Consider the following 12,090-nt stretch of genomic DNA (forward strand, 5'->3'; position numbering starts at 1 on the left):
TAGTAGAACCAAAATCATACCCCACGCCAAGTCAACACTTATCATCTGTGGTTAAAAACTTCTTCGATTCAACACACATCTATCTAAAGTATTATTGAAATCCTTTGATTCAAGCGCTATTCTTAACTTTTGGACAATATAAAAAATTGCCATGACTTTTCAACGCTCCAGTGGAATTTTGTTACACCCGACCAGTCTGCCAAGCCGATTTGGGATTGGCGATCTGGGAAAATCGGCTTACGAATTCGTTGATTTCTTAGAGAGAAGCGGTCAAAAGTTGTGGCAAGTTCTGCCTTTGGGGCCAACCGGGTACGAACATTCTCCCTATACGATGAACTTTAGCGCCTTTGCAGGAAATCCTTTACTTATTAGTCTTGACATATTAGCAGAAGAAGGCTTATTAAGCGCCGACGATCTGACACCGCTACCGTCAAGTCCAGACCAAAATCCTCATAAGGTTGATTTCGATAAAGTCATATCCCACAAATCTAAATTTCTCAGACTTGCTTACGATCGCTTCAAGCAATCTTTAAGCAACAAACGCCACACAGAATTTGAACAGTTTTGTCAAGAGCAGTCTGATTGGCTGGATGACTACGTTCTGTTTATGGCGTTATCGGAAGCGAACTTGGGCAAGAGTTGGAATTATTGGGAAAGAGCGATCGCCAGACGGGAACCAGATGCCTTGAAAGCCCAAGCAGAGGTTTTGCAAGACAGCATCACGTTCCAGAAATTTTTGCAGTTTAAATTCTTTGAACAATGGAGAAAACTGCGGAAATATACCAATAATAAAAATATTAAAATTGTTGGTGATGTTTCTATTTATGTTTGTCATAATAGTGCCGAGGTTTGGGGAAATCCAGAGATTTTTAAACTAGACCCGGAAACGTTAGAACCGGCATTTATAGCGGGTGTTCCCCCAGATTATTTCAGCGCCACCGGACAGTTGTGGGGAAATCCAGTCTATAACTGGGATGAATTGCAAAAAACTAACTATGCTTGGTGGATAAAGCGATTTAAGGCAACCTTGCAATATGTAGACATAGTTCGTATTGACCACTTCCGAGGATTTGAAGCTTACTGGCAAGTTCCGGCTGGGGAAGAAAATGCTATTAATGGTGAGTGGGTAAAAGCGCCGGGAGTAGAATTCTTTGAAACTCTCGGCACTACTTTAGGAAATATTCCAGTATTGGCAGAGGACTTAGGTATTATCACACCGGAAGTTGAAGAATTGCGCGATAGTTTCGACTTTCCCGGTATGCGTATCTTGATGTTTGCCTTCAGCGAAGGTTCTGACAACGCTTATTTACCGCACAATTATGTAAAAAACTGCGTAGTTTACACCGGCACCCACGACAACGATACAACCTTGGGTTGGTGGAAACAAGCCAGTTCAGCAGAGAAGGAATTAGTCGCTAAATACCTTGGTTATTCAGATCCTGAAGAAATTAAGGAAATTAATTGGGTGATGATTCGTGTAGCTTTAGCTTCAGTAGCCGACTTAGCGATCGTCCCACTCCAAGATATTTTAAGTTTGGATAATAGCGGGAGAATGAACGACCCCAGTAAAATTCCCGGTAACTGGCGCTGGCGCTACGAAACATCAGAAGTTATTACCAAAGAATTGTGCGATCGTCTTTTAGAGCTTACCCAACTTTACAGCCGATAATTCTTCGCCCTAGCCTTGTCAGATATGTTGTTGCGCTTCAGCGCTATCTTAAAGAGCGATGACGCGCAACAACGTACCAATTTGACATTAAATCTATAATTTGCTATTCTAAATAATTAGGTATAATTGGTATTTTTTGATTGACAGTAATTTGTACACTGCTTGCTAAAGAAGGATGTTATGCAGACCTCTCACGATCCATATAGCAACAATAGAAAAAGTTCATGGAAAGGCTCTACATCTACTCGAATTTGTGATCGGTTGAGCGCGATCGCCTACAGCATGGACGCTCTAATTCCAGGCTTTTATCTTTGGTTTGGCTCCCTCAAAATACGCATCGGTGGTAGTGAAGCTGAAGAAACTTATCCGGGTACAATTCATAGTTTTGCTGGGATGGCGTTAGTATTACCCGGTTATCGGATATATAGTACCTATCAAGGGAGCTATGACCCTTGATAAACACACCATCCAAGGCATTCCCCCAATTTCAGCTAAAACTTTACCAGTAGCTGATTTTGAACAATTGATGGTAAATGCTGGCTATATCAGAATTGGATCTGCGCCAGCAAAAGGAAATCGAGTTAAGGTTTGGTGGAGCCATCCGACTTTCCCTAGAGTTGAATCTATCTACAGTTCTGATATGCAAGTAACGATAACGGCTTACCATGTTTAGGAAGCGATCGCACTTTTTATCTGGTGGGGGTTGGGGAAGTGCGATCGCTTTTTCCTATTTACCCCAGCGTCAGCACACCTGCGGCAAAATTCACCGTCAGTGGCAGCATTTTCAACCATTGCAAACCCAGTAGAGATTCGGGAATTCCTCCTCCCGCCAAAACGGGAATAATGTACTCTTGTCCATCCAGTACAACTCTTCCCTCATATATGTCAAAATACTCCCATCCCCGTGCCGTCTGCATTGTCCGATTACGTTCAATCACAGACCATCCTAAACTTTCAGCATCTTGGGTATCAAGTGCCAGCCTGTCGTAAACCCCGTATCTAGTAACACTTCTACAGGGAATCTCTCTCCATCAGATGCAATTAAATCAATTTCAAAAGTTAGCTCTCCAATCTCGCCGAACCTACCTGAAATCATATCATCCCACAGGCTCCTGTCTCATTGATTCGGAAAGTAACGAGCCAGCCACTAGAATACTTTTGACGCGCTTTTTGATTCGCTACTTCTTCATCGGGATCGATAAAATAATCACCGCTGGTTGGCTCAATAATAATGAACCAGTTGTAATGATCATTTATCAATTGAGGGCAAACTTGTTCAAAAACCAGCCTACTCCGCTGACAGCGTGCTTGTTTTTCAGCTTCGCGTCTGGCTAGTTCTTCTGGCGGTATCGTGTATTCTGGGAATAGTCTGCCTCGACGACGAGGGCGTTTTGGTGTTGTTTGAGTCATGACTTGCGTTGCTTATTCAAGTATTAGTAATTATATACTAGCTATGGATATATAAGAGCGATCGCTCTTCCTTTTACGGCTGTGCGATCGCTTTTTCCTATTTACCCCAGCGTCAGCACACCTGCGGCAAAATTCACCGTCAGTGGCAGCATTTTCAACCATTGCAAACCCAGTAGAGATTCGGGAATATCTCCTCCCGCCAAAACGGGAATAATGTACTCTTGTCCATCGAGTACAACTCTTCCCTCATATATGTCAAAAAATTCCTCGCCCCGTGCCGTTTGCATCGCTCGTTCACTTTCAATCATAGACCATCCCAGACTGACAACATCTTGGGTGTCAAGTGCTAGCCAGCCTGTTGTAAAACCTGTATCCAGTAGCACATCGATAGTGAACCTTTCTCCGTCAACAGCAATTAAATCAAGTTCAAAAATTAGCTCGCCGATATCACCGAACTTGCCTGAAATCATATCATCCCACAAGTTCCTGTTTCATTAAGACGCATGATACCAACCATACCACTAGGGTACTTTTGACGAGCTTTTTGAACAGCTACTTCTTCATCAGTATCGATAAAATAATCACCACTGTTTGGCTCAATAACAATAAACCAATTGTAATGATTTTCTATCAGTTGAGGGCTGACTTGTGCAAAAATCTCGTAATAACGCTGAGAACGGGCATCTTTTTCAGCTTGGCGTCTGGCTAGTTCTTCTGGCGGTATCGTGTATTCTGGAAATAGCCTACCTCGACGACGAGGGCGTTTTGGTGTTGTTTGAGTCATGGCTTGCGTTGCTTATTTAACTTTGCGTTTAGTTTTTATTGTATCAAGGTTTAGGGTTTATTTCTAAGCGATAGCGTCCGCACTGAAATAGTAGGAGGTGCGATCGCAGTGGCGGAATTATTGGCGATCGCACGCGAATGTTCGTAACTTAACCTTGCTTATTGTGTCAAAATCTGGTTCTATATCAGAAATATCTATTAATTTTGATGACACAAAAGGAGATTCCCTCGCAATGAAAAGAATGGTTATCCCGACGCTGATGTTGGCTACGCTCACTATGGGGCTTGAGGTAACAACACCTAAAATAGCTTTGGCTGAAAGCTTGGCTAACACTGCAAACAGCGATCGTCGCGTCGCCCAGATGTTTTTTCCCTCTGTAAATAACCGTCGCGCTATAATGGTTTTAGGCCAAGGACAAGTGAGTATCCCAGCAGAAACGGCGAGTGTTCAATTCACATTTAACAGCAACAATCCTTTTGAGCCTCCATCCCTTCCATCGCTACCATCACTAACGCAACAATCAGAAGAAAATACACCGTCCGAGGTTCAACCAACGGTAGAGATGCTAACAAAAGAAAGACTAAAACCTATAGTCGATGCCCTAATTGCGATCGGTGTACCAGCTAATGCGATCGAGGTGAGCAGCAGCAGTAGCAGCAGCGCGAGTTCATTTCCGTTCCCCTTTCCAGCGACTAAGGGCGGTGTCAAGGTGCTGGTGAAAGCGGACAACCCAACTCGCGATCGCATACAACAAATCGTAAATACAGTTAACGAAGCGGCTAGCAAAAACGGCAAGCTTGTTGTCGGGAGCGTAAGTGTGCGATATGCGATGAAAGACTGTCAGACTTTAGTGAGAGCGGCTTACCAAGCAGCCGTGAAAGACGCTCGCAACCGAGCTGAGGCGATCGCCCAAGCAATAGGAGTTCGACTTGGCATCCCGTCTGTATCCGAGTCATTTATTTACGATCTTTTCGTTCCCTTGTGCAGCGAAACATCAGAACTTCCTTCTTTTTTACCATTTGGTAATAATACAACACCATACGATCCAAATGCTTCTACAGAAGTACGCCTGAGAAGAGACATTTTTGTTACCTATCCGATCAAATAACCCCCACCCCCAGGAGTTTCTATTACAAACACATCACCAAAATTCATTTCCACAACAGCAGTACTTCCCAATTTTTCCACACTTCCATCCCAACGCAGCACATAATTTCTCCCCACAGCACCAGCTTCACCACCCAGCAACCCAAAAGGCGCAACAACCCGACGCCCCGATAATATTCCCGCCGTCATTTTTTCGCGGAAATGAAGGCGGCGAATTACCCCATTTCCGCCACGATGACGCCCATTTCCACCACTATTGGGACGAATAGAAAAACTTTCCAAAACCACAGGAAACCGCCATTCTAAAACTTCTGGATCGGTGAGGCGCGAATTCGTCATGTGAGTGTGAACTGCATCGGTGCCATCGAAATCAGCACCAGCACCAGAACCGCCGCAAATCGTTTCATAATATTGATATGTTTCATTTCCAAACGTGAAATTATTCATCGTTCCCTGAGAAGCTGCCATTACTCCCAAAGCACCGTACAAAGCATCGGTAATTGCCTGGGAAGTTTCCACATTTCCGGCAACTACGGCAGCAGGATAACGCGGATTTAACATACAACCTTCGGGAATGATAATGTCTAAAGGTTTGAGACAACCGGCATTGAGGGGAATATCGTCATTTACCAATGTGCGAAAAACGTATAAAACTGCTGCTTTGCACACTGCTGCTGGTGCGTTGAAGTTGCTATTTAGTTGTGGTGAAGTTCCGGTAAAATCAATCTTGGCGCTACGGGTGGATTTATCGATCGCAATTGCAACTTGAATTTTACTGCCATTATCCAAAGGACAGGTGAAACTGCCATCTTTCAGCACATCGATAACGCGACGGACTGACTCTTCAGCATGATCTTGCACAAATCCCATGTAAGCTTGTACTGTTTCTAAACCGTAATGTTCCACCATCTTGAGGAGTTCTTGCACGCCGCGTTCGTTGGCAGCAATTTGCGCTTGTAAATCTGCTATATTTTGGGCTGTGTTACGCGCTGGATATGTGCCAGATGTGAGGAGTTCCAGTAGTTCTTTTTCGCGGAAATGTCCTTGTTCTACTAATTGGAAATTATCAATCAATACGCCTTCTTCTTCTACGGTTGTGCTGTTGGGTGGCATCGAACCTGGGGTAATGCCGCCGATGTCTGCGTGATGTCCTCGCGAGGCGACGTAGAAAAGGGGGGGAGTGGGAGAGGGGGAGAGTGGGGGAGTGGAAGAGATCCCAAAAACAGGAGTAATAACGGTGATATCGGGTAAGTGAGTGCCGCCGTTGTAGGGATTGTTCAAAACATAAACATCGCCAGGTTTGATATTATTGCTATGAGCATCAATAATACTTTTAACGCTTTCACTCATGGAACCGAGATGCACTGGAATGTGTGGTGCGTTGGCGACTAATTGCCCATTTCTATCAAAAATTGCACAGGAAAAATCTAGGCGTTCTTTGATGTTGACTGAGGAGGCAGTATTTTGCAAAGTGATGCCCATTTGTTCTGCGATCGCACGAAACAAATTATTGAAAATTTCCAGCATAACTGGATCGGGGCGATTTTGGATTTGGCGCGAAGTGGGCGTCTTGGCGGTTCCCGTCACGATGCCCACCGAAGCACCAGAGGATTTTGGATTTTGGATTTTGGATTGCAAATCCGCTGAACGCTTCAAAATCAAATGATTGCGCTGGGTTAATTCAGCTTGCCAACCCGGTTCTATGACATTTGTGCCTATTGCTTCTACGATTATTGCAGGGCCAGAAATGTAGTCTTCCGGTTGCAAATCCTCCCGTTTATAGACAGGCGTTTCGTGCCAAGCATCTGCCGTCCACATCTGCACAGTAGCTACCGACACAGGTGCATCCGACGACACGGGCGAGGACGCCTGTGCCACAATCAGCGGTTCTTCCGGCACATCAGTTTTTCCAATCACCTCAACCGAAACCGCCTCAACAATCAATGCCTTTTCTGACACAATGAAACCGTAACGCTGCCGATGTGCCTCCTCAAACTCCTGCCTCATCGCTGCAATATCGCCAAAATCAACAATTAGCGACGAATCCGTGCCCTCATATCGCAAATAAACCTTGCACAACACGGATTCGGAAGACGGATGCACGGATTTTGTTGTGCGGTTCAATTCCTTTTTCCCCTCCGCCGTTAACTCAGCCAAAATCGGTTTCAACGATCGCAACAAATCCTCACTCAAAGGAGCCTCAATTGCCTTTTCCCGGAGCGCACGCACATCCGCCAAACCCATACCATAAGCGGATAACACACCCGCGTAAGGATGGAGAAACACCTGCTTCATCCCCAAAGCATCGGCAATTAAACAAGCGTGTTGTCCCCCCGCACCGCCAAAACAACACAACGTATATTCCGACACATCATAACCGCGCTGGAGGGAGATTTTTTTAATCGCGTTAGCCATTTTATCGACTGCGATCGCCAAAAATCCAGCGGCCACCTGTTCGGGTGTGCGATCGCCAATTTCTGCCGCCAACGAAGCGAACTTCTGCTGCACAACCTCTACATCCAGCGGCAAATACCCATTTTGGCCAAACACCTTCGGGAAAAATTCAGGCTGCAACTTGCCCACCATCACGTTGCAATCCGTCACCGTCAGCGGCCCACCCTTACGATAACAAGCGGGGCCGGGATTTGCGCCAGCCGACTCAGGCCCTACGCGATAACGCGAACCATCAAAGTATAGAATCGAACCACCGCCCGCAGCCACCGTATGAATTGCCATCATCGGTGTCCGCAGTCGCACCCCCGCAACTTCCGTCTCAAATGTGCGTTCGTATTGTGGCGCAGGCGTCCCCGCCTGCGCCTGCGAAGCATAATGTGCAACGTCGGTGGAAGTGCCACCCATATCGAAACTGATAATGTTATTGAAACCTGCCATCAAACTTGTTTGCACAGCACCGACAATTCCCCCCGCAGGGCCAGATAAAATACTATCTTTGCCTTGAAATAGTTGTGCATCGGCAAGTCCACCATTGGACTGCATAAACATTAATTTAGTATTACCCAACTGACTGCTAACCCGATTTACATATCGCCGCAAAATGGGGGAAAGATAGGCATCGACAACAGTGGTATCGCCGCGACTGACAAGCTTCATCAAAGGGCTGACTTCGTGGGATACGGATACTTGAGTAAAACCAATTCTGCGTGCAATATTTGCGACTTTTTTCTCGTGTTCGGGATAGCGATAACCGTGCAGAAACACAATTGCACAGCTGCGAATTCCTTCATAATAAGCTTGTTGTAAAAACCGGATATATCCTGTTTGTACCGGGATTAATTCATGACCATGTGCTAGGTAGCGTTCTTCTACTTCGATGACTCGATCGTAGAGCATTTCTGGCAGTATAATATGATGAGCGAAGATATCGGGGCGATTCTGATAGCCGATGCGGAGGGCGTCTCGGAAACCTTTGGTGATGAGTAAAACTGTGCGATCGCCTTTTCGTTCCAGCAGCGCATTCGTCGCCACCGTTGTTCCCATTTTGACAACTGCAATCTCATCAGCTGGAATGGGTGCATCACCAGGGATTCCCAAGATATCCCGAATCCCCTGTACGGGTGCGTCTGTATAGCGTTCTGGATTCTCCGACAGCAGCTTATGAATAACCAGCTGTCCATCGGGACGCCGCGCCACGATATCAGTAAAAGTACCACCGCGATCGATCCAGAATTGCCAACCACTATTTTTTGAATACATGACTAGGAATAATCAACCAAATTTACTGATAAAAATTATTATAGTGCTTTTTACTGTAGCTCTTGGTAAAAATAGTTTATTAGCCCCTAAACTTGGAATACCTCTTATCACCGTATTCACCCCCACACTTGGTCAAAAAGCCCAGCGGATTTTGACCGAGATCGGCAAGGTTGCCCAGGATAGAATTTCCTTCGGACTAAGTAATTCAAAAATGTCTTTACTCATGTTTGGCGATCTCAACTAGCTTTTTTTCTAACAATATACCTAACCGATTATGCCGAGTTTAGCATAGTATTGGGCGAAGTAATTACTTTAAAGTGGGAAGCTGTTTGGCAAAAAAAACCGAACCCAAAATACAAAATATTCCGGCGATCGTTAATGTATAGCTAGCACCAATCTTTTCAGCTAATGCACCTGCGAATAGATTGCCAAACGGGATTGTCGAAAATGCCATTATGTAGAGACTCATCACTCTGCCTCGTTTATCGTCATCATACTGATGGGAGATTTTTAAGTCTTCCGCCTCTGTCAGCGCCGACTTTACATCCGCAAAGAGGCTACACCAAAAATATTCCTGAACTATGCTATCCCTTCCAGCGAGAGAATCGTACACCACATCCTAAAAAAGCTCCTGCCTATCCCAAATCGTTATTTTTAACATACAATTAAGGTAACTTCTAGTGGAGAACAGTTATGTCAAAGGACAAGGGCAATAAAGAAACTAAGAAGGCTAAAAAAGAATCTGATGGTACTAAGAAGCAGAAGAAAGACCCGAACAGGCATGATGGCCCAGGAGGTAAGTGAGTCAGAGAAGCAAAGTAGGACAATTCTTTCTCCGATCAACATAAGGGGTGATTTGTCAAGATAATTTCAAATTTGAGATGACCGCTTTGCGGAAGCAAGTTACAGATTGCAAATTAAAAAAAATTAATTTGCAATCTCAAATTCTTTATCCTAAAACTTGAGCCTGCGACCAGGTTGAACCTGGTCGCAAGAAAATGAGGCTCTACCTTTTGTGTCCCAGCTTAACTTAGTGCCATTCGATTATAGACAACTCGCAACTGGTAGCAAAAATGAAACTAGCTTTGTTCGCAACCACAACAATAGCGATCGCCGCGCTACTAATTCCTTACAGTTTAGCAGACTCGGCTAAAGGACAGGATTGTATGAGGGAGGCCGGGTTTTCCACCTGCCTAAGTCAGAAACGGGACGGCGACAGCTGGGAAGGTTACAAACAGCGAGACGAGCGTGATTCCCGTTACTACGATGATATTAACAAAATTTATCGTCAAGTCTTGGGGCGAGAGGCCGATTACCGGGGATTGAGAACTTGGTCTAGAGAATTAGAAAGAGGTCGATCGCTACGGGATATTCGGCGGGAACTGGCTAACAGTAACGAAGCGGATAATGCGATTAACCAAATTTATCGGGAAGTGTTAGGTCGCAATGTCGATAGAGAAGGTCTCAGGACTTGGAAAAGACAGTTAGCCAATGGGCGTTCCTTAAGGGAAGTGCGGCGATCGATCGAACGCAGTTCTGAAGCCAGAGACAGGAGATACTGATGAGATTATTTACAGTCGCCTGATGCCGATGTCTAAACCGCGATAGACGCCGGTGAGAAAGTCTAGGTTGAGGGTTTCGATGCGATCGCTCGCTTTATGATAATGGGGATTTCGCATAAAAGCCGTATCAGTGATCATCATAGCTCGATAACCATTATCCCAAAAAGGAGAATGATCGCTCAATCGCGTCTGCGGAACCATTAAACCTCTATTTGGTGCGGGTAACCATTCAGACGGCGTACCACTTTTGCGAATATTTCTGCTGAGGTTAATTAGGTCGGGAATTGTTGACAAATTACCAATTAAAGCAATAAAATTACCGCGATTTGGATAGAAGCGTTCTAACCCTTTTGGGTAACGTTGTGAATTAGGAGTCTCATCGCAATAACCCAACATTTCTAATGATATCATTAAGCGTAATGGTTGTTTTTGTCGTCTCAATTCATCTGCATATTCGGCACTACCCAACATCCCGTATTCTTCCATATCAAAGGCAACAAATCGGACTGGATATTTGGGCGGTTTGGCTGCGATCGATCTCGCCAATTCTAGTAAGACGGCGACACCAGTGGCGTTGTCATCTGCACCTGGCGTTCCCGGTACGCCATCATAATGTGCGCCGATCAAAATCGGTGGTAACCCCACCCCAGCCCTTCCCGTGGACGGGGAGGGAGCAATAGAAGGTAGATTGAGGATGAGATTTTGATGGGTTTTACCTCGGACTGTGAATTCGTGGGTTTCTACGGTTCCCCACTGTTGCAGCTGTGCGCGGATGTACTGCTGCACGTAGAAATGGCCCGCCGATGAGAGGTACGGATCGCGATCGCGTACAATTTCCGTGAGATGGTTTTGTAATCGTTGTTTTAGATCCAAGTTTAGTTTCTCCTTTTCACCCTAAAAAAATCAAGTCCGCCTGCGCGGACTTATCGTTTTATTTATGACTGATGAGATTCTAACCAAGCGGTTAAATCAGTTGGTTGAGAGAAATCTAATAGTGCTTCTCCCAAATCTTCTAATTGTGCGATCGATAACTGCTGAATTTGAACTTGAATTTCAGGAGTAATACGGCCAATTCGACGGGTAAGCAGCCGCAGCAGCAACGCCTCCTCTCCTTGTTTCCGTCCTTCTAGGCGTCCTTCTAGGCGTCCTCGTTGCTCTCCCTTTTCGATGATACTTTGATAGAACACAGATTCCTGCATAATTTCCTCTTTGAATAGTTGGGTAATCACATTGTTGTCAAAGCGCAAACCAGCAAGAACGCTTACACAAGCTGCCACATTCGCTCGCTCTTGGGTTGACTCGATTCTAGCGACTTCTTGAGCGACTTGCTCTAATAAAATGTTGGGGGAATCACTTTGAGCTAGAGTAGCTAAAGGCAACAGAGCGGGATTTGCCAAAAGTGGCGCTGGATCTTGTTCCCACATCCGAATAACTCGATAGCGGTGTATGGTATTTCGACTTTGAAAAGAGTCGATAAAGACATCGGGTGAGTTGGTTCGCTTTAAAAACAAGACAACTTGTTCGATTTCGGAGTTGTATTCATCATACAATCTCGTCCAATATTTGAGCATCCGGAATGGGAGTGGTGGATTGGATTGCGGCAGAGTTTGAAATTCCAGTTGCAGAATTTCGTTGATGGTTCGCAGCAGAGTGATAGAATCAGCGCGTATGGGTTCGATGCTCAGTTCGGTTTTAAGTACCTGGATATTGGAAATGTTACCAGAGAGCAACCATCTGGCGAATTGTTCGGGATAACTTTCGGCGAGAAATTTGCAAACGTTATCGAAACTCAATTTATTGTTTGGGTTGATGTACTTTTCACAAATTTATTTTAACATCTCTCG

At 45.0% G+C, this 12,090-nt stretch carries 13 protein-coding genes; 5 read left to right on the forward strand and 8 right to left on the reverse strand.

Annotated elements, in window-relative coordinates; all coding sequences use genetic code 11:
- The first annotated feature begins 151 nt into the window (after positions 1 to 151).
- From malQ to LAY57_RS08860, 3 genes are all read left to right on the forward strand, one after another.
- Entirely contained in the window at positions 152 to 1,669 is a 1,518-nt protein-coding gene (gene malQ, locus LAY57_RS08850) for a 4-alpha-glucanotransferase (protein ID WP_249066043.1), read from the forward strand.
- Between the two features lie 180 nt (positions 1,670 to 1,849).
- Positions 1,850 to 2,125: a hypothetical protein gene (locus LAY57_RS08855; RefSeq protein ID WP_249066044.1), complete on the forward strand. Its 276-nt coding sequence runs from the start codon at positions 1,850 to 1,852 to the stop codon at positions 2,123 to 2,125.
- Positions 2,115 to 2,342 carry a hypothetical protein gene (locus tag LAY57_RS08860; RefSeq protein ID WP_249066045.1) on the forward strand — a complete coding sequence of 76 codons (228 nt, stop codon included), beginning with the start codon at positions 2,115 to 2,117 and terminating at the stop codon, positions 2,340 to 2,342. The genes LAY57_RS08855 and LAY57_RS08860 overlap by 11 nt, the downstream gene beginning before the upstream one ends.
- Before the next feature lie 58 nt (positions 2,343 to 2,400).
- On the opposite strand, the gene LAY57_RS36175 is transcribed toward LAY57_RS08860, so the two are convergent.
- The 4 genes from LAY57_RS36175 to LAY57_RS08880 form a co-directional block, all read right to left on the reverse strand.
- Entirely contained in the window at positions 2,401 to 2,607 is a 207-nt protein-coding gene (locus tag LAY57_RS36175; RefSeq protein WP_338022381.1) for a hypothetical protein, read from the reverse strand.
- 154 nt (positions 2,608 to 2,761) lie between these two features.
- Positions 2,762 to 3,079, reverse strand: a complete 318-nt coding sequence (locus LAY57_RS08870; RefSeq protein WP_249066046.1) for a hypothetical protein — start codon at positions 3,077 to 3,079, stop codon at positions 2,762 to 2,764.
- 101 nt (positions 3,080 to 3,180) lie between these two features.
- A complete protein-coding gene (locus LAY57_RS08875) occupies positions 3,181 to 3,549 on the reverse strand; it encodes an aspartyl protease (protein ID WP_249066047.1) in 369 nt (122 codons plus the stop codon).
- Positions 3,546 to 3,863: a hypothetical protein gene (locus LAY57_RS08880; protein WP_249066048.1), complete on the reverse strand. Its 318-nt coding sequence runs from the start codon at positions 3,861 to 3,863 to the stop codon at positions 3,546 to 3,548. Before LAY57_RS08880 ends, LAY57_RS08875 begins: the two co-directional genes overlap by 4 nt.
- Positions 3,864 to 4,095: 232 nt before the next feature.
- Between LAY57_RS08880 and LAY57_RS08885 the strand changes: the two genes are divergently transcribed.
- Positions 4,096 to 4,971: an SIMPL domain-containing protein gene (locus LAY57_RS08885; protein ID WP_249066049.1), complete on the forward strand. Its 876-nt coding sequence runs from the start codon at positions 4,096 to 4,098 to the stop codon at positions 4,969 to 4,971.
- Here the strand turns inward: LAY57_RS08885 and LAY57_RS08890 are convergent.
- Together LAY57_RS08890 and LAY57_RS08895 are read right to left on the reverse strand one after the other, a co-directional pair.
- Entirely contained in the window at positions 4,956 to 8,684 is a 3,729-nt protein-coding gene (locus tag LAY57_RS08890; RefSeq protein ID WP_249066050.1) for a hydantoinase B/oxoprolinase family protein, read from the reverse strand. The genes LAY57_RS08885 and LAY57_RS08890 overlap by 16 nt on opposite strands.
- 307 nt (positions 8,685 to 8,991) lie before the next feature.
- Positions 8,992 to 9,297, reverse strand: a complete 306-nt coding sequence (locus tag LAY57_RS08895) for a hypothetical protein (protein WP_249066051.1) — start codon at positions 9,295 to 9,297, stop codon at positions 8,992 to 8,994.
- A gap of 460 nt (positions 9,298 to 9,757) precedes the next feature.
- On the opposite strand from LAY57_RS08895, the gene LAY57_RS08900 reads away from it, so the two are divergent.
- Complete coding sequence (locus LAY57_RS08900) at positions 9,758 to 10,246, forward strand: DUF4214 domain-containing protein (RefSeq protein ID WP_249066052.1); 489 nt, start codon at positions 9,758 to 9,760, stop codon at positions 10,244 to 10,246.
- Positions 10,247 to 10,255: 9 nt separating this feature from the next.
- Here the strand turns inward: LAY57_RS08900 and LAY57_RS08905 are convergent, their stop codons facing one another.
- A complete protein-coding gene (locus LAY57_RS08905) occupies positions 10,256 to 11,119 on the reverse strand; it encodes a M20/M25/M40 family metallo-hydrolase (protein ID WP_249066053.1) in 864 nt (287 codons plus the stop codon).
- A gap of 62 nt (positions 11,120 to 11,181) precedes the next feature.
- On the reverse strand, positions 11,182 to 12,039 hold the full coding sequence (locus LAY57_RS08910; RefSeq protein WP_249066054.1) for a DUF4351 domain-containing protein: 858 nt from the start codon (positions 12,037 to 12,039) through the stop codon (positions 11,182 to 11,184).
- Positions 12,040 to 12,090 lie beyond the last annotated feature (51 nt).

Source organism: Argonema antarcticum A004/B2 (assembly GCF_023333585.1).
Classification (GTDB): Bacteria; Cyanobacteriota; Cyanobacteriia; order Cyanobacteriales; family Aerosakkonemataceae; genus Argonema; species Argonema antarcticum.